Below are 25,541 nucleotides of genomic sequence, written 5' to 3'. Positions count from 1 at the left end.
GGGGTTTTTTTATCGAGTCCGCTCGCGCTGGAGCGTCCCGATCGGGACGCGAGTACTGAATGACCGGCTACTCTGCCCGGCTCAGCTTGCGTGCACTGGCGAAGCGGTTGAGGAAGCGCGGCTCTTTCTCGGGTGCCACGCGGATGGCCAAGTGGATCGTGCCCGCCTCCTCGGCGCGCCGGTCGAGGACCTCGGCATTCTCGTACAGCCAATTGAGCGCTGCCCCATCCTCCGGCGCCAGGGTCACGGCGAAGGTGGAACGACGCTTGGCGATCCGCGCCTCGATCCGGCCGGACAGGGCCGCCAGACCCTCGCCGGTGAGGGCCGAGACCAGGATCGGCACGTCGCTGTCCCGGTCGTTGCGCCCCTGGGCGCTGAGGTTGAGGAGGCGTGTCCGCTCCGAATCGTCGAGCAGGTCGGCCTTGTTCCAGACCTCGATGATTCGCTCGGCCGTCGTCTCGATCCCGAGTTCCCGCAGGACATCGCCGACATCCTCCGCCTGCGCTTCCGAATCGACGTGGCTGACATCGCGGACATGCAGCAGGATATCCGCTTCGATCACGTCCTCCAGCGTGGCGCGGAAGGCGGCGATGAGGGCGGTGGGCAGTTCCGAGATGAAGCCCACCGTGTCCGAGAGGATCACCGTCTCGCCATGCGGCAGCTTCGTCGCGCGCGCGGTCGGGTCGAGGGTGGCGAACAGCATGTCCTTGGCCATCACTTCGGCCTTGGTCAGCGCATTGAACAGGGTCGACTTGCCGGCATTGGTGTAGCCGACGAGGGCGACGATCGGGTACGGCACCCGCGCGCGGCTCTCCCGGTGGAGACCGCGCGTGCGCGTGACGCTGTCGAGCTCGCGCTCGATCTTCGTCATCCGCTCCTGGATCATCCGGCGATCGGCCTCGATCTGCGTCTCGCCGGGGCCGCCGAGGAAGCCGAAGCCGCCGCGCTGCCGTTCCAAGTGGGTCCAGGACCGTACGAGCCGGCTCCGCTGATAGGCCAAGTGGGCATGCTCGACCTGTAGCGTGCCCTCGCGGGTCGAGGCACGACGGCCGAAGATTTCGAGGATCAGGCCGGTGCGGTCGATGACCTTGCAGCCGAACGCCTTTTCCAGGTTGCGCTGCTGCACCGGCGAGAGTGCGCAATCCATCACGACGAGCCCGATCTCCTCGGCTTTGATCCGCCCGGCCAGTTCCTCGACGCGGCCCTTGCCGAGATAGGTCGAGGGGCGGATGCGGGAGACGGGCGCGATGATCGCTTCGGTGACGTCCAGCTCGATGGCCACGGCGAGACCCGCCGCCTCGTCGATCCGCGCCTCGCTGGAACGCATCGGCTCCTGCGTCTGGCTGCCGTTCCTCAAGAGAGAAGTACGGGTGAGATACGGCCCTACGACGAGCGTATGGGTTGCCGCCGCGATGTCTCCCTCGGGGGCGGCCATCGCCTGCAGCCGTGCCTCTCCGGGAAGCATAGGTTCGCTCATGAAGTTCCCTTGCCCATCGGGCTTAGAGCGCTCTCCGCCGACGGGGATGCCGGGTCGGCGAAAAAAGCGCGGATCTCGTGTCTCTCACAAAACTCCCGCTGCGCCATCCTGCTCGGAGGAGAAGCACTCACTCGTCGCGAGTGTCATGAGATCTACTCATATGGGGGAGCCGAGGCTCCATTGACAGTGTCCGGGCGGGGCGCAGGAATGCCGGCTCGTCGCCCACGGAACCTCAAGGGCGGCGCCATCCGATCCGTGGGCAAATATCAATGTAGGGGCATGTATAAGGACCGCATTAATCGGATCGTAAGGGCTAACGCGGCTTATCGACCGGCCTGAGGCAGGCCTGTCAATATTACCGAAGGTTAGCATATGAAAACTATTTCTCTTTTGGCGGCCGTAGCGTTGTCGATCCTCGGCACCGCAGCGCAGGCCCAGCCTGTTCCGGATGCGAAGTCCGATACCAAGATCGCCATGCCGGCCGCGAACTGGCTGTTCGTCCAGACCGCCGATTCCGTGACGTTCGAGGGCAACACCCTGACGCTCAAGGGTGTTGCGCCGCAGACCCTGATGTTCACCGACCGGCCCGAGCGCATGACCGGCGACGCGGCCACGGCGAAGTTCGTCGACTATTGGACCTCCGGAAAGAGCGACTTCCAGAAGGACCCGCCGAACGCGACATTGTCGGTGGATGTCAACGGCGAGGCACAGCTCTCCGTCGTCTAACTCACCGATCCGAAGCTCAACGGCGACACCCTCACCTACACCGTCAAGGTTCTCGGCGATAAGCCGCCCGTTTCGGGCAAGAGCGCGAGCCTCTTCATCGATTGGTGGTACGGACCCGGCTGGGGCCCGCGTCATTTCTGGCATCCCGGCCCATGGGGCGCCTATGGCGGCGGCGCCTGCTGGCGCGGTCCGTATGGCGGCCTGCATTGTCGTCCGGCATGGGGCTGGTAAGCCCGTCTTGCGCCTGATCCCGTCGTGAGATGCGAGCCCGGTTCGACGAAGGTCGAGCCGGGCTTTTCCGCCTCACCGCACGGGAAGGTCAGGCTTTCTCGGGCGCCGTCTCGTCCGGCTCGAACAACTGAACCGGGTGGCCGGGCATGATCGTCGAGATCGCATGCTTGTAGACGAGCTGCGAATGACCGTCCCGGCGCAGGAGGACGCAGAAGTTGTCGAACCAGGTCACGACGCCCTGGAGCTTGACGCCGTTGACGAGGAAGATCGTGAGCGGGATCTTGTTCTTGCGGACATGATTGAGAAACGTGTCCTGCAGGTTCTGAGCGCGTTCGCCCGCCATTTTTTATTAATCCTTCTTATAAACCTGCCGCCCGCCGTGACTGGCGGGTTCTTGTTGGTTTGAATGCGTAGCAGACCGGTGAAAACAGACAACCTCGACTATTACACGTTCATTGTCACGCACATGCAAGGGGCACGTACATGTAAGGTGAAGGTCGCCCGGGCCCTCAGGGGCCGATGCCGAGCGACTTCAGCTTGCGGTGCAGGGCCGAGCGTTCCATCCCGATGAACTCGGCGGTCCGCGATATGTTTCCGGAGAATCGCGCGATCTGCGCGATCAGATATTCGCGCTCGAAGATCTCGCGCGCCTCGCGCAAGGCGAGGCTCATCAGCTTCTCGCCGCCCGCCCCGTTCGGCGTCGTCGGCACCAGGGCGCCGATCTCGGTGGGAAGCATCTCGGAGGTCACCTCCTGCTCCGGGTCGGTATGGGTGAGGATCATCAGCCGTTCGACGTTGTTGCGCAGCTGACGGATGTTGCCGGGCCAATCGTGCGATTGCAGCACCGCCATGGCGTCCTCGGCGATGCGCCGGCGGGCGAGCCCCGTGGCGGTCGAGATCTGCTCCATGAAGAAGTTGATGAGCTCCGGCACGTCCTCGCGCCGCTCGGACAGGGACGGCACCCGGATCGGCACCACGGAAAGGCGGTGGAACAGGTCTTCGCGGAAGCGGCCCGCGGCGATCTCCTCGGCGAGATCGCGCGAGGAGGAGGAGATGATGCGCACGTCCACATGGACGCGGGTGGTGCCGCCGACGCGCTGGAAGTTCTGGTCCACCAGAACTCGCAGGATGCGGTTCTGGGTCTCGCGCGGCATGTCGGCGATCTCGTCGATATAGAGGGAGCCGCCATGGGCCTCCTCCAGGGCGCCCACCCGGCGGGCGCGGCCCTCACCGGCCTCGACGCCGAACAGCTCGGCCTCCATGGTCTCGGGGGTGATCATCGCCGCGTTGATGACGACGAACGGACCGCTCGCGCGGGTCGACGAGGCGTGCAGCGTCCGCGCCGAGAGCTCCTTGCCCGAACCCGGCGCGCCCAGAATCATCACGCGTGCATTGGTGGGGGCCACCCGCTCCACGGTCTGGCGCAGCTGGTTCACCGCCACGGACCCGCCGACGAGCCGGCTCGCCTGGCCAGAGCGCGCCTTGAGGTCACGCACCTCGCGCTTGAGGCGGGAGGCTTCGAGGGCACGCTCGGCGACCAGGACCAGACGATCGGCCTTGAACGGCTTCTCGATGAAGTCGTAGGCGCCCGCCTTGATGGCGGCCACCGCCGTCTCGATGTTGCCGTGGCCCGAAATCATCACCACGGGCAGGTCGGGATGCCCGAGCTTGATCTGGTCGAGCACCTGCAGCCCGTCGAGGCGCGAACCCTGCAGCCAGATGTCGAGGAAGACGAGGTGAGGGCGACGCGACTCGATGGCGGCGAGCGCCTCGTCGGAGCCTCCGGCCGTGCGGGTCCGGTGGCCTTCGTCGTCGAGAATGCCGGCGACGAGGTCGCGGATGTCGGCCTCATCGTCGACGATCAGAATATCGGCGCTCATGACGTCATCTCCGCGATTGGGGGTGCCGTCTGTGCGGCAACCTTCTCAGCCTGCGCGGAAGGTGTCCCCTCCGGCTTCTTTTCCTGGGTATCGAGCGGCACGCGCATCCGCACGCGACCGCCCCTGCCCTCTGGATTGTCGTTCAGTTCGATGCCACCGCCATGCTCTTCGAGCACCTTGCTGACGATCGCGAGCCCGAGCCCGGTGCCGCCCTCGCGGGTGGTCATATAGGGCTCGAGCAGCCGCTGGCGCCCCTCGACGGGGAAGCCTTTGCCGTTGTCGGTGATCTCGATCACCGCGAACCCCTCCTCGACGAGGAGGCGCAGATCGACCCGGCCCTTGCCCAGTTCGGCCTCGGGCACGGCGGAAACGGCCTCGACCGCGTTCTTGAGAATGTTGGTGATCGCCTGCGACAGGAGCCTGATGTCGAAGGCGGCATGCAGGCGGTCCTGCCCGGCTTCGGTGAAGCCGAACTCCATGTCGGGATGCGCCACCCGCATCATGAACAGGTTCTGTTTGGCGATCTCGCTGAGGTCGTTCCGGGCGATGGCGGGTTTCGGCATCCGCGCGAAGGACGAGAACTCGTCCACCATGCGCTTGATCTCGTCCACCTGGCGGATGATCGTCGCCGTGCACTGGTCGAACACGTCTTTGTCCGCGACGATGACCTTGCCGTATTTGCGCCGGATGCGCTCGGCCGAGAGCTGGATCGGGGTCAGCGGGTTCTTGATCTCGTGGGCGATGCGGCGGGCGACATCCGCCCAGGCGGAGGTGCGCTGGGCCGTGACGAGGTCGGTGATGTCGTCCAGCGTCACCACGAAGCCGCGGGCGCCGCCCTGGGCCTGCTCGCTGGTGACGCGCACGGTGACCGTGCGCTCGCGCCCGTCGCGGGTCAGCTGGATCTGCTGCTGGAGGGCGCGCAGGCGGCCCTCCCCTCCCTCGGGAAGGATGGCCTGAAGCTCGGGCACCGCCTGGACCAGCGGCTTGCCGATGATCGCGTCCGCCTTGAGCCCGAGCGTGCGCTCGATGGAGGGGTTGGCGATGGTGACGAGGCCGGCCGCGTCGACGCCGATGACGCCGGGCGAGACGCCGGCAAGCACCGCTTCGGTGAACCGGCGGCGGCGGTCGATAAGTTCGCTCGCGGCCGTCAGCCCATCGTGCTGGCGCCGCAGCTCCTGGGTCATCTTGTTGAAGCTCTCGCCGAGATGGGCGAGGTCGCCGTCGCTCTTCCGGGCCGGGACCTGGGCGTAGAAATTGCCCGAAGCGACCTGGTCGGCCGCGTTGATCAGCCGGCGGATCGGCGCCACGAACCGGTTGGCGAAGTTGAGGCCGAACCAGACCGCCGACAGCAGGGCGATCAGTGCGATCAGCACGAAGATCGAGGCGAAGCTGATCTGGATCGAGCGCTTCAGGGAATCGTAGGTCAGATACTCGGCCGCCGCCGCCCGCGAGACGCCGGGGAAGTCGACGGCGAGCTGGCTCACCTCGCGCTGCACTAGCAGCACGGCCCCGTCATAGGCGGGCATCTGCAGCAGGGCGGCGAAGATCCGACCCTCGCTCGGCCGCAGGCAGATCGTCTCGTTCGACTTGGCCGCCTCCTCGAAGGCCGCGGCGGAGGGGAGCCGGCGTTCCTTCAGGATGTCGATCTTGGCCCGGGCGACGACCTCGTTCGGCCCCCGCATGATCTCGGCGACCGGCAGCCCGAGCGCCGTCGCCCGTGTGGTCAGGAAGTTCTCGAACCATTGCCGGTTCACGTCGAAATTCGGCCGCGCCCGCGTGAGGTCGTCGTTGAGGATGCGGATCTCGCGGGCGAGCGACTGGCACTGGTTCTCCTGGTAGGCGTCGGCCACCTCGACGGATTTCAGCACCACGTCGCGGACGCGGTCGGTGAAGCCCAGCGACAATCCGCGATCGATCGTCACCGCCGCCACGACGGCCAGGAGCACCGTGGGCAGGATCGCGATGAGGCTGAACAGCCCGACGATGCGGGTATGCAGGCGTGCCACGGCCGCATTGGCCCGGCGCGCATGCAGGAAGACCCGCGCCTCCCAGCCGATGACGACGAACAGGCTGAGGACGAGGAAGACGTTGATGCCCAGCAGCGTCAGGCCGATCGTCGGCGTCGGCGTGACCCGGATGACCCCGGCGAGGATCAGGAAGGTCGCGATGGCCGAGACCAGGGCGGTGCTGACGACGAGCGCACCGACCCAGCCGGGCCCGCGCGGCGGCGCCCGTCTGTTATGCGGTTCGGGCTCGCCCTGCGGGGAGACGTCGTCTCCCGAGGCGGCCGATTGTCTGGAACGTCGAAGCCACGCCATGGCTGATGCGTCGCCACAACAGTGTGGCGAAATTAATACGAATCGGGCAGGCGTATCGGCGGAAAACGTTCATGCAGCGCGGCCTCACACGACGCTTCGAGCGGTGAAACCGATGCTGCCGCAGCAGGCTGCGTCCGGTTCTTGCCAGGGACAGGTCACTGTCGACCGAGCGTAAAAATACATTATCCTCACGCCTTTCCTCACACCGAGTTCACGATGCCCGAGACGCCCGTCTATTCCTCCGCCGCCGTTGCCGCGCCTCACCACCTGGCCGCCACCGCCGGACAGACCGTTCTGGCGCAAGGCGGCAACGCCATCGAGGCGATGGCGGCGATGGCGGCGACCATCGCCGTGGTCTATCCGCATATGAACGGCATCGGAGGCGACGGGTTCTGGCTGGTTCGCGAACCGGGCGGCCGGGTGCGTGGCATCGAGGCCTGCGGTCCTGCCGGGTCTCTCGCCACGGTCGCTCGCTATCGCAGCCAGGGCCATGAGACGATCCCCTCGCGCGGGCCGGATGCGGCCCTGACCGTGGCCGGCGCCATCGGCGGCTGGCGTCTGGCCCTCGACCTCGCCAAGGCGCTGGGCGGCCGGCTCCCCCTCGAGACCTTGCTGGCCGATGCGATCCGACACGCGCGCCAGGGCTGCGCGGTGTCGCCCTCCGAGGCGCGCTACGTGCCGAAGGAGATCGACACGCTGCACGACCAGCCGGGTTTCGCGCAGACCTTCCTCGACGGGGGCAAGCCCTTCGCCGCCGGCGTGACCCGGCGCCTGCCGGCCCTCGCCGATACGCTCGAACAATTAGCCCATGCGGGGCTCGACGATTTCTACCGGGGCGACCTCGGCCGCGAGATCGCCGCCGATCTCGACCGCCTCGGTTCGCCGGTGACGCGGGCCGATCTCGAAGCCTATGCGCCGCGAGAGCGGGCGGCCCTGTCGCTGCGCCGTCGCGACGCGGTGCTTTACAACTTCCCGCCGCCCACCCAGGGCCTCGCCGCGCTCATCATCCTCGGCATCTTCGACCGGCTGAAGATTTCGCGGCCCGAGAGCACGGCGCAGTATCACGGTTTGATCGAGGCGACGAAGCGCGCCTTCGCCATCCGCGACCGCACGGTCACCGATTACGACCGGCTGAGCGTCGATCCGGCGAGCTTCCTCACCCCGGAACGCCTCGACCGCGAGGCGGCTCAGATCGACATGCGCCGCGCCGCCTCCGTGCCCCTCCGGGGACCGGGCGACGGCGACACGGTCTGGATGGGCGCCATCGACAAGGACGGTCTGGCCGTCTCCTACATCCAGTCGATCTACTGGGAATACGGTTCGGGGATCGTCCTGCCGAAGACCGGCATCCATTGGCAGAACCGCGGCACCTCGTTCTCCCTGGACAAGGGCGCGGTGAACCCCCTGGAGCCGGGGCGCCGGCCGTTCCATACCCTGATCCCCGGACTGGCCGCCTTCGACGACGGGCGCGTGATGTCCTACGGCAGCATGGGCGGCGACGGGCAACCGCAATTCCAGGCCCAGATTTTTTCGCGGTATGCCGACTATGGCATGAGCCCGGCCGAGGCCGTCGACGCGCCGCGGCTGCTCTACGGGCGCACATGGGGTGCCGAATCGTTGAGCGTGAAGGTGGAGGACCGGTTCGATCCGGCCTGCATCGCCGAGCTGCGCTCGATGGGCCACGAGATCGAGGAACTCGGCGGTTCCTACATCGATTCCCTCGGCCATGCCGGCATGCTGGTCCGCCATCCCGGCAACGGGCGCATCGAGGCGGTCCACGATCCACGCTCGGATGGCGGTTCGGCCGGCCTGTGAGACGGGTCCCCGCCGGGGATCGGACGATCGAGACCCAGAGACCGGACGGTTCATGATGGCGGATGGCGGGATCACCCAGCGCGAGTACTGGAACGGCGAGGTCGGCGCGCGCTGGGCCCGCAACCAGCGCCGGATCGACGCTGTCTTCGCGCCCCTCACCACCGCGTTGCTCGATGCGGCACGCCTTCGGGTGGACGGCTCGGTGCTGGATATCGGCTGCGGCGCCGGTGATTGCGCCATCGCCGCCGCGCGCCGTCTCGGTGCCGGGGGACATGTGGTGGCGGCCGATCTCTCCGCGCCCCTTCTCGCCGTCGCGCGCGAGCGGGCCGGAACCGAGGCTTCCGCCGGCGCGCCGATCGCGTTCATCGAGGCGGACGCGCAGAGCCACGATTTCGGCGCGGCGGTTTTCGAACACGCGATCTCGCGCTTCGGAATCATGTTCTTCGACGATTCCGCCGCCGCCTTCGCCAACATCCGTAAGGCCCTGGTTCCCGGTGGCAGCCTGACCTTCCTGTGCTGGCGGCGGATCGAGGACAATCCCTGGATCACCGTGCCGAGGGAGCTCGTCCTGCCCCTCGTACCGGAACCCGAGCCGGGTCCGCCGGACGCGCCCGGTCCGTTCCGCTTCGCCGAAGCGGAGACCATTCGTGCCGTGCTGGCAGAGGCCGGCTTCCGTGACATCACCGTCGAGGCTGTCGACCGCCCGCTCACCCTCGCCCGGTCCGGTGACGGCGCGGGCCCCACCGCGGCGGAGGCCGCCGCGGATTTCGCCACCGAACTCGGCCCCGTCTCCCGACTCCTGCGCGATCAGCCGGCATCGATTCGCGAGGACGCTCTGCGCAGGGTGAGCGACGACTTCGCGACGCGCACCGTCTCAGGGGCCGTCGCCCTGAATGCGGGTTGCTGGCTGGTCTCCGCCACAGGCTGACGACCCCGTCGGTTCAATTGGTATACACTTTGCGTCTCCGTGCCCGCAGCATGGAGTGCATAATGGATACGAATCTTTCCCGGCAGCGCTGGATCCAACTCGGCCTCGGCCTCGTGGCCATGATGGCGATCTCCAGCCCGCAATACGTCTGGACCCTGTTCACCAAGCCGCTGATCGCGACGACGGGCGCGAGCCTGCCGCAGCTGCAATGGACCTTCACGATCCTGATCGTGCTGCAGACCTTCTTCTCGCCGGTCCAGGGCTACCTGATCGACCGGTTCAGCCCCAAGCTGATGATCGCGCTGGGCGCCATCCTCTCGGGCCTGGGCTGGGTGCTGGCCGCCCGCGTCGACACGCTCTGGGGCGTCTACGCCACCTACGGCCTGTTCTGCGGTCTCGGCACCGGCATCGTCTATGTCGGCATCGTCGGCCTGATGGTGAAATGGTTTCCCGATCGCCGGGGCTTCGCCGTGGGCGTGGTCGCCGCCGGCTACGGCATGGGCGCGATGCTCAGCACCTTCCCCATCAGCGACATGCTCACCGCCTCGGGCTACCGCCACACGCTGACGGTGTTCGGCATCATCCTCGGTGTCATCGGCGCGCTGGCCGCCCTCGGCCTGAGGGCTCCCCGCGCCGACGAGGTCCTGCCGGCCCCGGCCCGCAACCTCTCGACCTGTGTCCACGACACCGCCCCGAAGGAGATGCTGAAGACGCCTCTGTTCTGGCTGATGTTCGCGATGATGACGATGATGTCCACCGGCGGCCTGATGGTGGTGGCGAACTTCGCGTCCTTCGCCCGCGACTTCGGCGTGGCCGACGCGATCATCTTCGGCTTCGTGGCCCTGCCCTTCGCCCTCACCTTCGACCGCATCACCAACGGCCTCACCCGGCCCTTCTTCGGCTGGGTCTCGGACAAGATCGGCCGTGAGAACACGATGGGCATCGCGTTTGCCGCCGAGGCGGTGGCCATCGCGCTGCTCCTCGTCTTCCGCGAGAACGCTTACGCCTTCGCCCTGCTTTCGGGCGTCGTCTTCTTCGCCTGGGGCGAGATCTTCTCGCTGTTCCCCTCGATCCTCACCGACACGTTCGGCACCAAGCACGCCACCACCAATTACGGCTTCCTCTACATGGCGCAGGGCATCGGCTCGCTCTTCGGCGGACCGATCGCCGCCTGGATCTACCTGGTCCAGGGCTCCTGGCTCCCGGTCTTCGCGATCATCATCACCCTCGACGTGCTGACCGCGATCCTCGCCTACTTCGTCCTCAAGCCCATGCGCCGGAACTGGCTCGGTCTCGGCGAGACACGCGCCATGACGGCCAAGCCCGCCATGGCCTGACACCCACGTCCTGACACCCACCTCCTGACCCTCGCGGCTGGGTTGATCTTTCGAAGCGCGGACGGGGAAACCCGCCCGCGCTTTGCCGTATGGCGCCCATCGATCTTTGTCTGCTCGATGAAGTGCGATTTACAACTTTGACAGGTGCATTCGCCGGGCCAGCGGAATGACTTGGTTGGCTGTCAGGGGCGCAAGCTCGATCGTTGGCGGCATCGTCATGGAAACCCAGACCACCTCTTCGATTTCGGCTGCGGGAGAGACGGGTTGGCCGATGTCGAAGCCGTAAAGTTCGGCGTCCACCCAGTGGCCGTCTTCGTTCGCGGCTTCCGCGACGAAGCGGCCGAGATAGGATGCTTCGGACGGAAGCTCCACGCCCAGCTCTTCCTTCAGCTCTCGCCCCAAAGCCGCGAGCGGGGTTTCTCCCGGCTCGATCTTTCCTCCCGCCTGCATGAAGAACGAGGACCCTCGCGTTCGAACGAGGAGCGTTCGGCCGTGCGAATCGAAGATCAACGCTGCCGCGATGCGAATGACGGGCGCTCCGTCGGGCAGGGAATTTTTCAAATGGTCTGTCTCCTCCGTCCCTGCGGGATGAGGGCGAAGCCCAGGGTCAGGATCGCGCCAATCCCGGCACCGAGCATGACGGTGAAGGGCCCCCATCGATCGAGCAGGGCGGATCCCGCCATGGCGCCGATGCCGATCGCCGCGTTCAGGATGGCCGTGTGAATGGCCGCCGCCGGCGTCGCCAGCGGGCCCGCTGCCTTCAAAATCCAGGTCTGCAACGTCGCGAAAAGCATCGAGATCGCCGCGCCCCAGACCACGAGGCATGCTCCGACGCCGAGAAGACCGAGTGCCGTGCTCGACGTTCCCATGAGGATCAGGGCCATTCCCATCGCCGTGAGCGCACACAGGATGACCTCGTGCAGGAAGCGATCGATCAACAATGCGCCGAGAACGCTGCCGAGAAGGCCTGCCGCACCGAAGGCGAAGAGGAAAATTGGGACCGTCGTCGGCAGGATGCCCGGAAGCGCGGCGATATACGGTTCGGCAAAGGTGTAGGCCGAGAAATGAACCGCCCCGATCAGCGCGGTGATGGCGTAGATCGGTCGGAGCGTCCGCTGACCGATGGCATCGGCGAGCGTCGCCTCCCGGCCGCGCGTTGATGTCGTCAGGTTGGGAAGCGTCACCATCATCGAAACGGCCGTGAGCAGACCGAGCAGCCCAAGCGCGCCGAAGGCTCCGCGCCATCCCATCACCTGCCCCGCCATATTCACCGCCGGAACACCCATGACCGTGGCGACGGAAATGCCGCCGAAGACGATGGAGGTCGCCAGCCCCGTTCGGTGAGGCGGGGCGATGTCCATGGCAAAGGCGGCGACCGTCGCCCAGAAGATGCCGTGTGCCACGGACCCGACGAGGCGGGCGAGGAACAGCGCCTCCAGGGACGGCGACATAAGCGCGATCGCGTTCGACGCGGCGATGACGAGCATCAGTCCGATCAGGAGAGCTTTGCGCGGGACGCGTCCGACAAGTGTCGGCGCGAGAAGACCGCTGAGGGCTCCGAACCAGGCGTAGAGGGTGACGGTAAGGCCGATCGTGGCCTGGGATTCGCCGAGATCGCCAGCCATCTGCGACATCAGCCCGATAGGGGCGAATTCGGTCGAGACCATCGTGAACGCGGCGATGCCGAGCACCGAAATCGAAAGCCATGTCCGGAATGGAGAGCGACCATGATCCTCGGCCAAACGTTCTCTCCTCGGACAAACGCGTCAGGCGATCGAATAATGGTTTTTTGAACTTTATCGAGTGGCGCCAACATCACACTTAGGAAGTGTTTGTTGTGATTTGCCGTTCCGCATTAATTAAGTGACATTTCTTCGTACGTATCTAAAGAGATATCTATAAAATCAATCGACGAACCGAATGGATATCAAATTGATTGTGAAAAGTTTTCCACAACGCATCATGACAGGTATTGTTTCAGGTTTTTGCTAATTATGAGTCGAGAAGGGCAATCTAGACTTTTGGGTTTGCCCAGCAATTCATCGCAAATATTGCCGTGCGCCATTCTTGTGGAGCGAGAGGCTGTTGTTTCACCAGCCGTTCCGGTCAACTCGATCATCACTTCACCGCACAAACACCAGCGATCGGCCTCGGCGGTCCGCCCTCCGGCGTGACCCAGTCCTGCGCGTTCCGGAGGCGGATGCCGCTGGCGTGCAGGGTTGAGCGCCAGATCGGCGCCAGGGGGGTGAGGCGCGGGAGGGGGCGGAGTTCGACGCCCTGCGCCGTCATCGCGGCGGGGAGGTCCCGGATCGTGTCGTGGCCAATCGGGACGACCGGGCTTCGCGAGACCCAGGTGCCGGGCTCTCCGGTGGGCTCGAAGGTCTCGGCCGGCATCCGGTAGCGTTGGATCGCGGCGGTCGCGATCCTCTCCGACCAGGCCTCCTCCACATAGGCGACGGCGCGGCCGGTGACGTCGCCGAACCAGGCACGCCGATCCTCCGGCGTGGTCCGTTCGGTCGGCCAGATCACGATCCGGGGGCAGTCGCGCGGGAACAGGTAGAGCAGGCTGTGGGCTGCATCGATCGCCCAGACCAGGGGGCCGTTCAGCCAGGCTCCCGCCTGTCCGCGATCCACGCCGACGCGGACGGGGCGCGGCGCGAAGACCCGGATCGTCGGGTCCTCGCCGAAATGGAACAGGTCCTTTGGTTCGCCGGACGTGTCGCGCGGGCTCACCGTGCGTTGCGGAAGACCTGAAGGTCGAGGTCCCGCACCTTCTTGCGCAGGGTGTTGCGGTTGACGCCGAGCAGTTCCGCCGCGCGGATCTGGTTGCCGCGCGTGGCGGCGAGCGCCGCGCCGATGAGCGGGCCTTCGATCTCGCGTAAGATTCGGTGGTAGAGTCCGGGAGGGGGCAGCGTGTCGCGATAACCGCTGAAATACTCGGCGAGATGCCGCTCCACCGCGGCCGACAGCGTCTCGTTGTCCGCCGCGCCGGCCTTGCGCGCACCGGACCCGTTGGCCTGTGGCTGGGCCAGCGGCAGCGTGTCGAGCTCGGCCTCGATGACCGGGCCGGTGATCGTCTCCTGCGGGTAGAGGGCCGCGAGGCGGCGGACGAGGTTCTCGAGTTCGCGCACGTTGCCGGGCCAGCGATAGCGCTTCAGGCGCTCCATCGCCTCGCCGTCGAGCTGCTTGCGGCTGAGGCCCTCCTTCTCCACCAGGATGAAGAAATGGCGGATCAGATCGGGCACGTCCTCCGAGCGCTCGCGCAGCGCGGGCAGGCGCAGCGGCACGACGTTGAGCCGGAAGAACAGATCCTCGCGGAAGATGCCCTGCTGGATCGAGACGCGCAGGTCCTTGTTGGTGGCCGCGATGATGCGGACATTGGTCTTGATCGGGACCCGGCCGCCGACCGTCGTGTACTCGCCCTGCTGCAGCACGCGCAGGAGGCGGGTCTGGGCCTCCATCGGCATGTCGCCGATCTCGTCGAGGAAGAGCGTGCCGCCCTCCGCCTGCTCGAACCGCCCGGCCGAGCGTGAGAGCGCGCCGGTGAAGGCACCCTTCTCGTGGCCGAAGAGTTCGGATTCGATGAGGTCGCGCGGGATCGCCGCCATGTTCACCGGCACGAACGGCCCGGAGCGGCGACGGCCATAATCGTGCAGCGCGCGGGCCACCAGCTCCTTGCCGGTGCCCGACTCGCCGGTGATCATCACCGTGAGGTCGGTGGGCATCAGGCGGGCCAGCGCCCGGTAGATCTCCTGCATGGCCGGCGAACGGCCCACCAGCGGAATGTCCTCGTTGCCCGGATCGGCGCCGGGGGCGGGCGTGCCGCGCGGCCGCGAGAGCGCCCGGCCGACGATGGCGATGAGCTCCTTCAGGTCGAAGGGCTTGGGCAGGTATTCGTAGGCCCCGCGCTCGGAGGCGCGGATCGCGGTCATGAACGTGTTCTGCGCGCTCATGACGATGATCGGCAGTTCCGGCCGGACGCGCTTGATGCGCGGCAGCAGGTCGAACACGTTCTCATCCGGCATCATCACGTCTGTGATGACGAGATCGCCCTCCCCTTGCGCGACCCAGCGCCAGAGCGTGGCGCAATTGCCTGTCGAGCGGACTTCGTAGCCCGCCCGTGACAGGGCCTGGTTGAGGACGGTGCGGATCGCAGCGTCGTCGTCCGCGACGATGATGTGGCCGTTGGGCATGACGCGACTCTATTGCTCCACGACCGATTCGCGCCCGTCACGGGCGCTCGACATGGGAAGGAGGAGACGGAAAGTGGTGCGGCGCGGCACCGGATCGCATTCGACGATGCCACCGTGATCGCCGATGATCTTGGCAGCCAATGCAAGTCCGAGGCCGGACCCCTGGGCTTTGGTGGTCACGAACGGGTCGAACAGGTCGGGCAAAAGCTCGGCCGAGACCCCCGGCCCGTTATCCCGCACCGCGACCTCGATGGGCAGGCTGACCCGCTCGCGCGAGCCCGGAACCTGCATCTTCAGCCCCGTACGGAAGGCGGTGGAGAGTGTGATCTCGCCGTCCACCGCATCGGCGCCGATGGCCTCGGCGGCGTTCTTCACGAGGTTGAGGATGACCTGGATCAACTGGTCGCGATTGCCCAGGACCGGCGGAAGGGAAGGGTCGTAGGTCTCGACGAAGCGGATATGCCGGGCAAAGCCCGACTGGGCCGAACGCTTCACCTGATCGAGCACGCCGTGCACGTTGACCGGGCCGCGTTCCACCGGGCGCTCGTCGCCGAACAGCTCCATCCGCTCGACGATGCGGACGATCCGGTCGGATTCGTCGCAGATCAGCCGGGTGAGCAGGCGGTCGTCCTCGGTGCCCGATTGTTCGAGGAGCTGAGCCGCCCCGCGGATGCCCGCGAGCGGGTTCTTGATCTCGTGGGCGAGCATGGCGCCCAGCGCGATCATCGAGCGGGCGGCGCCGCGATGGGTCAGCTGGCGGTTCATCTTGTCGGCGATGGTGCGCTCCTGCAGCATCATCACCACCGCGTCCTCCTCGTCGCCGAGGGGGGTCGCGAAAACGTCGACATTGCGCTCTAGGCCGGAGCGCGGCTGAACCAGTTCGACGCCGTATTCGCTGACGCTCGCCTTGCGGCGGCGCACCTCGGCCACGAGAGCGCTGATCGGGGACGAGAACGGGATGATGTCGCGCAAGTGCCGACGCTGCATCAACCGGGCGGAATGATCGAAGAACGTCTCCCCCGCGTGGTTCACGTGAAGGATGCGGTCATCCGCGCCGATGGTCAGAACCGGCAGCGGCAGCGCGTTGATCACCGCCTCACTCGAAGGCAATGGGCGGGTCCTTCCGCCATAGTCCTTGTCCGCGCTCACGCTGCCTCCTCGGTGATGGACGGCTCGCGCAGGGGCCGCATCGCCCTCAGGAGAAGGTCGGCCGCGATTGTCGGGTCGGTCGTGGTGAGAAGCCGTGTCCGGTCATCCGGGCCGAGGGCGCCGACATCGTCCACATAGGCCGCCAGATGCTTGCGCGCGTGGCGCACGCCCATGGCGGGGCCGTAGAGCGCTATCAGCCCCTGATAATGTTCGAGGGCCAGGGCGGCCTTCTCTTCGGCGTCGAGGGAACGCGGTGCCCGACCCGCGAGACCGGCGGCGATCTCGCCCACGAGCCAGGGACGACCCACGGCCGCACGCCCGATCATCAACCCGGCAGCGCCCGAGGCGGCGAGGCAGGCCCGCGCGCCGGCGAGATCCACCACGTCGCCATTGGCGATGACGGGAATCGAGACCGCATCGACCACGGCGCGGATAGCGGCCCAATCGGCCTGGCCCTTGTAGAATTGCTGACGGGTGCGGCCATGCACGGTCACCGCCGCGAGGCCGAGCCCCTCGGCGCGCCGGGCGAGATCGGGGGCATTGAGGCTCGCATGGTCCCAGCCGAGCCGCATCTTGACCGTGACCGGGATCGCCACCGCCTCGCGGACGGCGGCGAGGATGCGCGTGGCCCCCTCGATGTCGCGCATGAGGGCGGAGCCCGCCTCGCCGCCGGTGACGGTCTTGGCCGGGCAGCCCATATTGATGTCGATGACATCGGCGCCGTTCGCCTCGGCCAAACGCGCGGCCTCCGCCATCGATTCGGGCACGCAGCCGGCGAGCTGGACCACGTGGGGATCGACCCCGCTCCCCTCGGCCCGCAGGCGCGCCTCCTCCGCCCCACGGGCGAATTCGGCCGCCGCTACCATTTCCGAGACGACGGCGCTTGCACCCAGCCGCCGCGCGATGCGACGCATGTGCAGGTCGGTGACGCCCGACAGGGGGGCGAGCAGGACCGGCACCGAAGCCGCGGCGCCTGCCCCCTCGCCGGCCTGCCCCTGGCCATCGCCCGAGCGCAGAACGCTCAAATAATCATCAGCTTTCATTGTGCCCAACAAATAGACAATCGCCGGGGCGACGCAAGCGCCTTGCGCGATTTGATTTCAGGCTATGCCCCGCTTAAACGACAGACCACCCCAGCCATTCACGCTACCTCGAACTGATGCGGGAGCACTTTTCCATGTCCGGCACCGCCTGGAACGCCGCGGTGGTCGTCGCAGCCGGCCGCGGGATCCGCATCGGCGGTGACGTTCCCAAGCAATATCGCAGCGTCGGCGGACGCGCGGTCCTCACCCGGACCCTCGCCGCACTGGCGGCCCATCCCGACCTCGCGGTGATCCAGCCCGTGATCGCCGCGGACGCGGCCTCGTTCTACCACGCCTGCGTCGCGGAACTCGACCCCGTTCTGCGCGCCAAGCTCGCGGCGCCCGTCGAAGGCGGCGCCACGCGCCAGCAATCCGTCCGGGCCGGTCTCGAAGCCCTGGCCGCAACGTCGGTGGAAACGGGCGCGCCGGGCCTCGTCCTGGTTCACGACGCGGCCCGCCCGCATGTGGACGAGGCGCTGATCGACCGGGCCCTCGTCGCCGGCCGGGACCATGGCGCGGCGGTGCCCGGCATCGCCGTCACCGATACGATCAAGCTGGTCGAGGAGAGCGGACAGGGTATCTATCGCGTGCGCGAGACCCCCGCCCGCGAATCCCTGCGCGCCGTCCAGACCCCTCAGGCCTTCGCCTTCGCGCCCCTCCTCGCCGCCCATCGCCAGGCGGCGGAGGCGGAGCTCCACGGCTTCACCGATGACGGGGCTTTGGCCGAATGGGCCGGGCTCGACGTGGTGGTGTTCGAGGGCGACCCGCGCAACCGCAAGATCACCCAACCCTCCGACCTGATCGAGGCCGACCGCGGCTTTTCCGGCAGCGATGTGCTGCCTTCAGAACCAGAGACCGATTCCATGACGACCTACGTGACCCGCCTCGGGACCGGCTTCGACGTTCACGCCTTCACGGAGGGCGACCATGTCTGGCTCGGCGGCGTGAAGATTCCCGCCGATCGCGGCGTGCTCGCCCATTCCGACGGTGACGTGGCGCTGCACGCCCTCACCGACGCCCTGCTGGGGGCGATCGCGGATGGCGATATCGGCACGCATTTCCCGCCCAGCGACGAGCAATGGCGCGGCGCCTCGTCCGACCGCTTCCTGGCCCATGCGGTGAAGCTCGTCCGCGACCGGGGCGGCCGGATCGATCATCTCGACATCACCGTCCTGGCGGAAGCACCGCGCATCGGTGCCCATCGCGAGGCGATCCGCGCCCGCATCGCCGAGATCTGCGGCGTGAAGCTGAGTTCGGTCTCCATCAAGGCGACGACGACCGAGAAGCTCGGCTTCGTTGGCCGCGCCGAGGGGCTCGCGGCCCAGGCGGCGGCGACGATCCGCCTGCCGGAAGAAGACGCCGCGTGATCGACGACCCGGCGCTCCTCGCCCGCGCCGAGGCGCTGGTGGCGGCCTATGCCGCTGCCGGCCTCCGTGCGGCCTGCGCCGAATCCTGTACCGGCGGCCTCGTCGCCGGGCTGCTTACCGCCGTTCCCGGCTCCTCGGCGGTGGTCGAGCGCGGATTCGTCACCTATTCCAACGAGGCCAAGTCCGAAATGCTCGGCGTGCCCGCCGACCTCATCGCGACCCATGGGGCGGTGAGCAAATCCGTGGCCCGCGCCATGGCGGAGGGGGCGCTCGCCCATTCGCATGCGGATGTGGCGGTCTCGATCACCGGCATCGCCGGCCCGGGCGGCGGCAGCGAGGCCAAGCCCGTGGGCCTTGTGCATTTCGGCCTCGCCCGCCGGGGCGCCGCGACCCGACATATCGAGCGCCGTTTCGGCGATCTCGGCCGGGGCGAAATCCGCCGCGCGGCCGTGGCGGAGGCGCTGGAGCTGTTCGGCAGGGCCGTGGAGCCCGTCGGGACGGATTGAGGCCTATGTCAGTTGCTTTTCCAAGGCTCTACCTCATCCTGAGGTGACGCGTAGCGGCCTCGAAGGAGGCTTCCAGCCAGCATCGAGCGATCTGGAGGTCTCCTGCGAGGCCGCCGCTGTGCGGCATCACCTCAGGATGAGGTGGTCTGATTGGATGATCGACTTCGGTCTCGCCATCCGCTGAGCAATCCGATCAGACTGTCTCTCAATCGGCGACTTCGCCGAGGATTGCGCCCGTCTTCGGATCGGCATCGAACTTCATCTTTTGGCCGTTCTTGATGCCCTCGCCGTCCCAATGGCCGTCATCGGCCTCGAGCTTCGTGATCTCGGTGTAGCCCTCGGCCATCAGCGCCTTCTTGACCTGATCGATGGGCAGCCAGTCGGCACCGGGCTGGTCCGCCACGGCGAAGCCGGCGAGGCCCGCATTCAAGGCGAGGGCGAGGACGAGAATCGGGATCGGTCTCACAGGGTGTTCTCCGGTGGCGCTGCACCCCGGTATCTAGGGCCCCGCCCGGCATTGTCCGCCCGTCTTATCTACGGTGCCACACATCTCCGCGGGTTGATCGGGTCCGCTCTCCTGGAAGGCAGGGCGATTGCATATGGCACCACGCCGTCATTCCGGGTCGCCAGAGGCGAGCCCGGAATCCAGAGCCGCCGACGGTGCAAAGTCCTGCACCGCCTGTGTTTCTGGATCCCGGGCTCCGCTGCGCGGCCCCGGGATGACGGGGTGCTGCGATTCGATTTTCGACGAGCAAATCGGCATATGCGATCGCCCTGCCCGGAAGGAGAGGGACAGGGTGAGGTGTATGACCTATCCGGAGATGGACCACACCTCACCCCAGCCCTCTCCTTCCACGAGAGGGAGACGGTCGCGCCTCATGTCGACCCCTCATAGGTAGAGAAACGGCCGTCGAGCAGATGTGTGGATCCAGTAGCCCGTCAGAGAACGGGCACCGGCGCGTCAGGCAGCGCCGTACACCCGATCCGCCCTGCCCTCGAACGCATCGGTGAACTTGCGGAAGGCGCGGTCGAACATCGTGCCCATGAGCAGGCCGAGGGTGCGGCTCTTGAACTCGTAATTGATGAAGAAGTCGACGTCGCAGCCGGCGGGAGATTTCTCCTTGAAACCCCAGCGGTTCTCGAGGTGCCGGAACGGCCCATCGATATATTCGGCGACGATCCTGAGGTTCTGCGGATCGAGGGTGACGCGGGTGGTGAAGCGCTCGCGGATCGCCTTGTAGCCGACACCCATCTCGGCGACGAGAATCTCCGTCCCGTCCGCGCCGGGTTGGCGGCGCAGGACGCGCAGGGATTCACAGAGCGGCAGGAATTCCGGATAGCGTTCCACGTCGGCCACGAGGTCGTACATCTGCTGCGGCGAGTGGCGCACCGCGCGGTTGATCCGGAAGGAAGGCATCGGCCCTCAGGCGTTGGCAGGCGCGAGCCGAGCGAGCCGGGCGGCCTTCAATCGAGAAAAATCCTCGCCCGCATGGTGCGAGGAGCGGGTCAGGGGCGTCGCCGAGACGAGGAGGAAACCCTTGGAATAGGCCGTGGTTTCAAGGGTCTTGAATTCTTCCGGCGGGACGAAGCGCCTCACCTCGTGGTGCTTCTTCGTCGGCTGCAGGTACTGGCCGATGGTGAGGAAGTCCACATCCGCCGAACGCAGGTCGTCCATGAGCTGGACGATCTCGTTCCGCTCCTCGCCGAGGCCGACCATGATGCCGGACTTGGTGAAGATGGTGGGGTCGAGCTCCTTCACCCGCTGCAGCAGGCGGACCGAATGGAAGTAGCGCGCGCCGGGGCGGACGGTGAGGTAATTGCCCGGCACTGTCTCCATGTTGTGGTTGAACACGTCCGGCCGTGCCTCCACGACGAGCTCCAGCGCCCCGTCCTTGCGGAGGAAATCGGGGGTGAGCACCTCGATCGTGGTGTTGGGGCTGCGCTCGCGAATGGCCCGGATGGTGCGGAAGAAATGCATCGCCCCGCCATCGGCCAGGTCGTCGCGATCTACCGACGTGATCACCACGTGATGCAGGCCGAGCTTGGCCACCGAATCGGCGATCTTGGCGGGCTCGTCGTCGTCGAGGGCGTTCGGCAGGCCGGTGCGCACGTTGCAGAAGGCGCAGGCCCGCGTGCAGGTGTCGCCCATGATCATGAAGGTGGCGTGCTTCTTCTCCCAGCACTCGCCGATATTGGGGCAGCCCGCTTCCTCGCAGACCGTGACGAGGCCGTGCTCCTTCACGATGGCGCGGGTGGCGTTCCAGCCGGGCGATCCGGGTGCCTTCACCCGGATCCAGTCGGGCTTGCGCTGGATCGGGTTGTCGGGGCGATGCGCCTTTTCCGGGTGCCGGGGGCGCTGGTCGTTTCGCAGGAGGTCGAGGACGACGGCCATGGCATACCGGGCAAGCTGCGCCGACAACGTGCCGGCGCTCAGGCCGGAACGTAATGGCTCGGCCACCGCATCGCAAACGATCGGGAAACGATCCGCCGAACCTGTCAGTAGCTCATGCCGCGCCCGCGGATCGCCCGGTAGATGGTGATGATGATGACCGCGCCCACGGTCGCCGAGATGAGGTTGCGCCAGAAGCCGTAGATCGGGATGTGGAGCTTGGCGGCGAGGTAGTTCCCCAGCAGGCCGCCGAGGATGCCCATCGCGATGTTGGCGAAGAGGCCCATATTCGCGGCGGTGAACTGTTCTGCGAGCCAGCCCGCCAGGGCGCCGATGAGGATGGCCATGAACAATCCCATGCCGGGCTGCCCCAGCGCACCGTAGACTTCGCCATCCATAGTCGTTGCTCCTCGCGATGAACGGGGGGACGCCCCGCGTCGCATCCTACCTGTGATGCCCCGCTGCGTGGCGCAAGTTGCCCTGGCGGACCTGATATCGAGTTTTCCCGCGCTGCGATCTTCGCGTGGATGGACGCAGGTCATGCAATGACAGGTTTAGGCTCGGTCAATCGGGTGGATGCACCTCGGTCCGGAGCGTAGTCAGCCTCATGGTGCAAGATAGAACACAAAATTAACGATATTTCTTAACCATAATTGGACTGAACCCGGCATAGTTAGGGAAAATTTTACGTATTAATTTCCACACACTTGTCAGCATCTTGTTAACGATCCCTTAACTATCTTTGGGCTGCCGAAACGTCCGCCCGGATGTGCAGTCCTTGGAGCGAGTGCTGTGAGTCGAATTCTTCTGACAGGTGCGACAGGGCTCATCGGCGGTGCTGTCCTGCACCGCGCCCTGGTGGCGAAAACCGATGCCGAATGGGTCTGCCTGGTGCGCGCCTCCGACGAGGAGGCCGGGCGTCAGCGCATCGCGGCGCGTCTCGGCCGCTTCACGAGTGCCCTGAACGCCCAGCGGATGGCGCAGCGCGTGGAGATCGTGGCGGGGGATTTCACCAAGGCCGACCAGATCGCCGATCCGCGTCTGGATTCCGCGACGCAGGTTCTGCATCTGGCCGCCGACACCTCGTGGTGGGCGCAGGAGAAGGTGCACAGGACCAACCATGACGGCACCCTGGCTCTGGCCCGGCGCGCGGCGCGGATGCCGCGGCTCGACCGTTTCCTGCATGTGAGCACGGCGATGATCTGCGGCGGCAAGCCGCCCACCATGGTGGACGAGACCCGCTACCCTGACCCCGACGCCGCGCATCTCGTGCATTACAGTGCGTCCAAAGCCGCCGCCGAGACGTCGCTCGCGGCCGGTTTCGCGGACCTGCCCCTGGTCGTGGCGCGCCCCTCCATCGTGCTCGGCCATTCGACGCTGGGCGCCCGGCCGGGTTCGAGCATCCTCTGGGTGATCCGCGCCTGCGACCGGCTTCGGCTCGTCGCCGGTTCCCGCGACGGGACCGTCGACATCGTCCCCACCGACTGGGTGGCCGACACCCTGGTGGAGATGCTCGCGAGGCCCGCCCTCGCCCACGGCACCTACCACCTCTCCGCCGGCAAGCTGAGCCGCACCCGCTGGAGCGAACTCGGCCGCACCCTCGATCGCGTCGACCCGGCCGAGGGGCCGCGCCACTACGAGGAATTCTCCGCTCGCGACCGGGCGACCCTTCACAGGCGCTTCACCGAGGTCTTCGGCATGGACGAGGCCATCAAGGTGGCGATGTTCCGGGCGCTGCAGGCCTATTACCGGTTCTGCGAACTCGACGTGACCTTCGACAATACCCGCCTCCTGGCGGAGGGCTTCGCGCCTCCCCCCGCGCTCTCGGAATACATCGGCCGCTGCATCGAGACCTCCGGCGAGATCGTCGATCAGTTCCGCGAGGATTTCGGCGGATTTGCCGGGGCGCCCGTGCGGGGCGAGCAGACCGCTCGTCCGAGGCCGTCCCAGCCCGATGGCGTCACGAACCGGACCGTGGCGCGACGGGGATCCGCCCCAGGCTGATCCCTCCCTTGCCGTAGCCAAATCTCACCTCGCCCATGTAATCTGAGCGAAGGGCGTCCGGCTCGGGCGCGGATACAGGGTCACCACCATGCGGAATCGATCGAAGCTCGGCCTTGCGGCCTTGGGCGTAGTGCTTCTTGGCGGAGCGGCATTCCTCCGCTTCGTCGTCTACCCCGAGAAGGCCAGTCTCGAAGCCTCGGCCGGAATAGGACCCGACCCCACCCTCCCCGCGCCGAACCCCACGCTGATGCCCACCGTCAACATCGCCCGCGTCGCCCGCTGGGAGAACGGCGCCAAGCCGAAGCCGGCCGCGGGGCTTCAGGTCGCGGCCTATGCGGCCGGGTTCGACCATCCGCGCTGGATGTATCTCCTGCCCAATGGCGACGTGCTGGTGGCGGAGGCGAACAAGCCCAAGACCGACGACCCCTCCACCGGCATCGCCGACTGGGTCGCCGACAAGGTGAAGAGCATGGCCGGCGCCGGCGTGCCGAGCCCGGACCGGATCGTGCTCCTGCGCGACAAGGATGGCGACGGGGTCGCCGAGGAGCGCCACATGTTCCTCACCGGCCTGCACTCGCCCTTCGGCATGGCCTTGGTGGGCGGCGATCTCTACGTCGCCAATGCCGATGCCCTGGTGAAGGTGCCCTATGCGCAGGGCCAGACCGAGATCACCGCGAAGCCCGAGAGGGTGGTCGAGCTACCGTCCGGCATCAACCACCATTGGACGAAGAACGTCATCGCGAGCCCGGATGGTACCAAGCTCTTCGTCACCGTGGGCTCGAACAGCAATGTCGGAGAGAACGGTCTCGACAAGGAGGTGGGTCGCGCCGCGATCTGGGAATACACGATCGCCACGAAGCAGATGCGCGAATTCGCCACCGGCCTGCGCAACCCCAACGGCCTCGCCTTCGAGCCCACCACCGGCGCCCTCTGGACGGCGGTGAACGAGCGTGACGAGATCGGCAGCGACCTCGTGCCCGACTACGTCACCTCGGTGAAGGAGGGTGGCTTCTATGGCTGGCCCTACAGCTACTGGGGCAAGCATGTGGACGAGCGGGTCTCGCCACAGAAGCCCGACCTCGTCGCCAAGGCTATCGCGCCGGACTACGCGGTCGGCACCCACACAGCGTCTCTGGGCATCGCCTTCTCCAACGGATCGACCCTGCCGGAGGCGTGGAAGAGCGGCCTCTTCGTGGCCCAGCACGGCTCATGGAACCGCCGCCCGAAGAGCGGCTACAAGGTGATCTATGTGCCCTTCAAGGACGGTAAGCCCACCGGCCAACCCGTCGAGGCGCTCACAGGCTTCCTCGATGCCGACGAGAAGGCGCAGGGGCGGCCCGTTGGCGTGATCCTCGACAAGACCGGGGCGGTGCTCGTGTCGGACGATGTGGGGAAGGTGATCTGGCGGGTGAGCGGTGCGTCGCAGACGCAGTGAAACCGAACCGGGTCCCTGACGACCGGGAGGGAGGGGGTCTCCCTCCCTAGTATCCGTCGCCGTAGACAAGGACCGTTCCGTACCCACTACGTTCGTCAAGCGGATTGCGAGACACACGTGTGACCGGAGCGTCGTAGTAGTTTTCCTGCTCCCACGCCCGGTCTCGCGCGCTTTGAGAGACGACGCGACGTGCGCGCTCCGAGGAGCGAGCCACACGCTGCGGTTCGGACCGACGGAGGTTGGCGACGGGCGCATGAATGCTGCCCTCGACGGTGACACGCGTCCCGCCCATCCCCTGCTGCCTCACCAGCGCGAACAAAGTCGCGGCGTTGCGCGGCGAGAGCCGGACACAGCCATGCGAGGCCGGGCGGCCGAGATGGCGGGTCTGATGGGTGGCGTGGATCGCGTGGCCGGCGGGCGTGAAGAAGATCGCGTGCGGCATCGGCGCGTTGTCCCATTCGCGAGAGAAGTGCGTCTTCTCCATCCGGAACGGCCGATATGCGCCGTTCGGCGTGTCGTAGCGGGCGAGCCCCGTTGAGACCGGCCAGACATGCCGGGTCTCGCCGTCCACTGCGACACTCATGCGCTGCGCCTCCTTGTCGATGGTCACGCGCAGCTCGGCCGAGGCGGGATGCGTCAGCGCCGCGAGGGCGAAGGCGGACAGGAGGGTGGCGAGACGGCGGCGCATGATCGTCCTCGGTGTG

Annotated in this window: 23 protein-coding genes; 8 read left to right on the top strand and 15 right to left on the bottom strand. The window is 66.9% G+C overall.

From position 1 onward, the window contains the following. Nucleotides 1-67: 67 nt before the first annotated feature. Nucleotides 68-1,477, bottom strand: coding sequence for a GTPase HflX (gene hflX / locus ACYQOP_RS15920; RefSeq protein ID WP_461223006.1), 1,410 nt, complete (start codon nucleotides 1,475-1,477; stop codon nucleotides 68-70). A gap of 372 nt (nucleotides 1,478-1,849) precedes the next feature. Here hflX and ACYQOP_RS15915 point away from each other — a divergent pair, with 372 nt between their 5' ends. Then, nucleotides 1,850-2,203 carry a hypothetical protein gene (locus ACYQOP_RS15915; protein ID WP_461223005.1) on the top strand — a complete coding sequence of 118 codons (354 nt, stop codon included), beginning with the start codon at nucleotides 1,850-1,852 and terminating at the stop codon, nucleotides 2,201-2,203. Between the two features lie 319 nt (nucleotides 2,204-2,522). On the opposite strand, the gene hfq is transcribed toward ACYQOP_RS15915, so the two are convergent. From hfq to ACYQOP_RS15900, 3 genes are all read right to left on the bottom strand, one after another. Beyond that, nucleotides 2,523-2,777, bottom strand: coding sequence for an RNA chaperone Hfq (gene hfq, locus ACYQOP_RS15910; RefSeq protein WP_003600267.1), 255 nt, complete (start codon nucleotides 2,775-2,777; stop codon nucleotides 2,523-2,525). Nucleotides 2,778-2,943: 166 nt separating this feature from the next. Next, complete coding sequence (gene ntrX, locus ACYQOP_RS15905; RefSeq protein WP_056433342.1) at nucleotides 2,944-4,314, bottom strand: nitrogen assimilation response regulator NtrX; 1,371 nt, start codon at nucleotides 4,312-4,314, stop codon at nucleotides 2,944-2,946. Next, complete coding sequence (locus tag ACYQOP_RS15900; protein ID WP_056433347.1) at nucleotides 4,311-6,632, bottom strand: sensor histidine kinase NtrY-like; 2,322 nt, start codon at nucleotides 6,630-6,632, stop codon at nucleotides 4,311-4,313. The genes ntrX and ACYQOP_RS15900 overlap by 4 nt, the downstream gene beginning before the upstream one ends. 216 nt (nucleotides 6,633-6,848) lie before the next feature. Here ACYQOP_RS15900 and ACYQOP_RS15895 point away from each other — a divergent pair, with 216 nt between their 5' ends. From ACYQOP_RS15895 to oxlT, 3 genes are all read left to right on the top strand, one after another. After that, on the top strand, nucleotides 6,849-8,447 hold the full coding sequence (locus ACYQOP_RS15895; RefSeq protein ID WP_461223004.1) for a gamma-glutamyltransferase family protein: 1,599 nt from the start codon (nucleotides 6,849-6,851) through the stop codon (nucleotides 8,445-8,447). A gap of 52 nt (nucleotides 8,448-8,499) precedes the next feature. Further along, nucleotides 8,500-9,375, top strand: a complete 876-nt coding sequence (locus ACYQOP_RS15890; RefSeq protein WP_461223003.1) for a class I SAM-dependent methyltransferase — start codon at nucleotides 8,500-8,502, stop codon at nucleotides 9,373-9,375. Between the two features lie 62 nt (nucleotides 9,376-9,437). Further along, a complete protein-coding gene (gene oxlT, locus ACYQOP_RS15885) occupies nucleotides 9,438-10,712 on the top strand; it encodes an oxalate/formate MFS antiporter (protein ID WP_056452811.1) in 1,275 nt (424 codons plus the stop codon). A gap of 129 nt (nucleotides 10,713-10,841) precedes the next feature. Here oxlT and ACYQOP_RS15880 read toward each other — a convergent pair whose 3' ends face one another. The 6 genes from ACYQOP_RS15880 to dusB form a co-directional block, all read right to left on the bottom strand. After that, nucleotides 10,842-11,273 carry an NUDIX hydrolase gene (locus ACYQOP_RS15880; RefSeq protein ID WP_461223002.1) on the bottom strand — a complete coding sequence of 144 codons (432 nt, stop codon included), beginning with the start codon at nucleotides 11,271-11,273 and terminating at the stop codon, nucleotides 10,842-10,844. Continuing rightward, nucleotides 11,270-12,454, bottom strand: a complete 1,185-nt coding sequence (locus ACYQOP_RS15875; protein WP_461223001.1) for an MFS transporter — start codon at nucleotides 12,452-12,454, stop codon at nucleotides 11,270-11,272. Before ACYQOP_RS15875 ends, ACYQOP_RS15880 begins: the two co-directional genes overlap by 4 nt. 376 nt (nucleotides 12,455-12,830) lie before the next feature. After that, nucleotides 12,831-13,445, bottom strand: a complete 615-nt coding sequence (locus tag ACYQOP_RS15870; RefSeq protein WP_461222999.1) for a DUF6886 family protein — start codon at nucleotides 13,443-13,445, stop codon at nucleotides 12,831-12,833. Then, nucleotides 13,442-14,905: a nitrogen regulation protein NR(I) gene (gene ntrC, locus ACYQOP_RS15865; RefSeq protein WP_056157473.1), complete on the bottom strand. Its 1,464-nt coding sequence runs from the start codon at nucleotides 14,903-14,905 to the stop codon at nucleotides 13,442-13,444. Before ntrC ends, ACYQOP_RS15870 begins: the two co-directional genes overlap by 4 nt. A gap of 9 nt (nucleotides 14,906-14,914) precedes the next feature. Further along, nucleotides 14,915-16,054 (bottom strand): two-component system sensor histidine kinase NtrB, encoded by a 1,140-nt coding sequence (locus ACYQOP_RS15860; RefSeq protein ID WP_056433362.1) that lies wholly within the window; start codon nucleotides 16,052-16,054, stop codon nucleotides 14,915-14,917. Continuing rightward, entirely contained in the window at nucleotides 16,051-17,097 is a 1,047-nt protein-coding gene (gene dusB, locus ACYQOP_RS15855) for a tRNA dihydrouridine synthase DusB (protein ID WP_461222998.1), read from the bottom strand. The genes ACYQOP_RS15860 and dusB overlap by 4 nt, the downstream gene beginning before the upstream one ends. Before the next feature lie 134 nt (nucleotides 17,098-17,231). Here dusB and ACYQOP_RS15850 point away from each other — a divergent pair, with 134 nt between their 5' ends. Further along, the gene (locus tag ACYQOP_RS15850) at nucleotides 17,232-18,503 is read left to right on the top strand and encodes a bifunctional 2-C-methyl-D-erythritol 4-phosphate cytidylyltransferase/2-C-methyl-D-erythritol 2,4-cyclodiphosphate synthase (RefSeq protein WP_461222997.1); all 1,272 of its coding nucleotides are present in this window, start codon (nucleotides 17,232-17,234) and stop codon (nucleotides 18,501-18,503) included. Continuing rightward, a complete protein-coding gene (locus ACYQOP_RS15845) occupies nucleotides 18,500-19,009 on the top strand; it encodes a CinA family protein (RefSeq protein ID WP_461222996.1) in 510 nt (169 codons plus the stop codon). The genes ACYQOP_RS15850 and ACYQOP_RS15845 overlap by 4 nt, the downstream gene beginning before the upstream one ends. Before the next feature lie 205 nt (nucleotides 19,010-19,214). Here ACYQOP_RS15845 and ACYQOP_RS15840 read toward each other — a convergent pair whose 3' ends face one another. From ACYQOP_RS15840 to ACYQOP_RS15825, 4 genes are all read right to left on the bottom strand, one after another. After that, on the bottom strand, nucleotides 19,215-19,475 hold the full coding sequence (locus ACYQOP_RS15840; protein ID WP_461222995.1) for a PepSY domain-containing protein: 261 nt from the start codon (nucleotides 19,473-19,475) through the stop codon (nucleotides 19,215-19,217). 495 nt (nucleotides 19,476-19,970) lie between these two features. Next, the gene (locus tag ACYQOP_RS15835; RefSeq protein ID WP_207411439.1) at nucleotides 19,971-20,426 is read right to left on the bottom strand and encodes a type II toxin-antitoxin system RatA family toxin; all 456 of its coding nucleotides are present in this window, start codon (nucleotides 20,424-20,426) and stop codon (nucleotides 19,971-19,973) included. A 6-nt stretch (nucleotides 20,427-20,432) separates the two neighbouring features. Next, nucleotides 20,433-21,401, bottom strand: a complete 969-nt coding sequence (gene lipA, locus ACYQOP_RS15830) for a lipoyl synthase (protein WP_056433729.1) — start codon at nucleotides 21,399-21,401, stop codon at nucleotides 20,433-20,435. A 104-nt stretch (nucleotides 21,402-21,505) separates the two neighbouring features. After that, a complete protein-coding gene (locus tag ACYQOP_RS15825) occupies nucleotides 21,506-21,796 on the bottom strand; it encodes a GlsB/YeaQ/YmgE family stress response membrane protein (RefSeq protein WP_056433378.1) in 291 nt (96 codons plus the stop codon). A 394-nt stretch (nucleotides 21,797-22,190) separates the two neighbouring features. Here ACYQOP_RS15825 and ACYQOP_RS15820 point away from each other — a divergent pair, with 394 nt between their 5' ends. Both ACYQOP_RS15820 and ACYQOP_RS15815 read left to right on the top strand, forming a co-directional pair. Beyond that, the gene (locus ACYQOP_RS15820) at nucleotides 22,191-23,402 is read left to right on the top strand and encodes an SDR family oxidoreductase (RefSeq protein WP_461222994.1); all 1,212 of its coding nucleotides are present in this window, start codon (nucleotides 22,191-22,193) and stop codon (nucleotides 23,400-23,402) included. A gap of 88 nt (nucleotides 23,403-23,490) precedes the next feature. Continuing rightward, nucleotides 23,491-24,837 (top strand): PQQ-dependent sugar dehydrogenase, encoded by a 1,347-nt coding sequence (locus ACYQOP_RS15815; RefSeq protein WP_461222993.1) that lies wholly within the window; start codon nucleotides 23,491-23,493, stop codon nucleotides 24,835-24,837. Nucleotides 24,838-24,883: 46 nt separating this feature from the next. Here ACYQOP_RS15815 and ACYQOP_RS15810 read toward each other — a convergent pair whose 3' ends face one another. Continuing rightward, nucleotides 24,884-25,525 (bottom strand): L,D-transpeptidase, encoded by a 642-nt coding sequence (locus ACYQOP_RS15810; RefSeq protein WP_419953845.1) that lies wholly within the window; start codon nucleotides 25,523-25,525, stop codon nucleotides 24,884-24,886. Between the last annotated feature and the right edge of the window lie 16 nt (nucleotides 25,526-25,541).

It is taken from the genome of Methylobacterium sp. CM6247, from assembly GCF_054817925.1.
This window is presented reverse-complemented; position numbering and strand designations above follow the sequence as displayed.

Excerpts from the sequence above, each read along its gene's own strand:
- hflX (WP_461223006.1), bottom strand. The coding sequence starts at position 1,477 with ATGAGCGAACCTATGCTTCCCGGAGAGGCACGGCTGCAGGCGATGGCC.
- ACYQOP_RS15915 (WP_461223005.1), top strand. The coding sequence starts at position 1,850 with ATGAAAACTATTTCTCTTTTGGCGGCCGTAGCGTTGTCGATCCTCGGC.
- hfq (WP_003600267.1), bottom strand. The coding sequence starts at position 2,777 with ATGGCGGGCGAACGCGCTCAGAACCTGCAGGACACGTTTCTCAATCAT.
- ntrX (WP_056433342.1), bottom strand. The coding sequence starts at position 4,314 with ATGAGCGCCGATATTCTGATCGTCGACGATGAGGCCGACATCCGCGAC.
- ACYQOP_RS15900 (WP_056433347.1), bottom strand. The coding sequence starts at position 6,632 with ATGGCGTGGCTTCGACGTTCCAGACAATCGGCCGCCTCGGGAGACGAC.
- ACYQOP_RS15895 (WP_461223004.1), top strand. The coding sequence starts at position 6,849 with ATGCCCGAGACGCCCGTCTATTCCTCCGCCGCCGTTGCCGCGCCTCAC.
- ACYQOP_RS15890 (WP_461223003.1), top strand. The coding sequence starts at position 8,500 with ATGATGGCGGATGGCGGGATCACCCAGCGCGAGTACTGGAACGGCGAG.
- oxlT (WP_056452811.1), top strand. The coding sequence starts at position 9,438 with ATGGATACGAATCTTTCCCGGCAGCGCTGGATCCAACTCGGCCTCGGC.
- ntrC (WP_056157473.1), bottom strand. The coding sequence starts at position 14,905 with ATGCCCAACGGCCACATCATCGTCGCGGACGACGACGCTGCGATCCGC.
- dusB (WP_461222998.1), bottom strand. The coding sequence starts at position 17,097 with ATGAAAGCTGATGATTATTTGAGCGTTCTGCGCTCGGGCGATGGCCAG.
- ACYQOP_RS15850 (WP_461222997.1), top strand. The coding sequence starts at position 17,232 with ATGTCCGGCACCGCCTGGAACGCCGCGGTGGTCGTCGCAGCCGGCCGC.
- ACYQOP_RS15835 (WP_207411439.1), bottom strand. The coding sequence starts at position 20,426 with ATGCCTTCCTTCCGGATCAACCGCGCGGTGCGCCACTCGCCGCAGCAG.
- lipA (WP_056433729.1), bottom strand. The coding sequence starts at position 21,401 with ATGGCCGTCGTCCTCGACCTCCTGCGAAACGACCAGCGCCCCCGGCAC.
- ACYQOP_RS15825 (WP_056433378.1), bottom strand. The coding sequence starts at position 21,796 with ATGGATGGCGAAGTCTACGGTGCGCTGGGGCAGCCCGGCATGGGATTG.
- ACYQOP_RS15815 (WP_461222993.1), top strand. The coding sequence starts at position 23,491 with ATGCGGAATCGATCGAAGCTCGGCCTTGCGGCCTTGGGCGTAGTGCTT.
- ACYQOP_RS15810 (WP_419953845.1), bottom strand. The coding sequence starts at position 25,525 with ATGCGCCGCCGTCTCGCCACCCTCCTGTCCGCCTTCGCCCTCGCGGCG.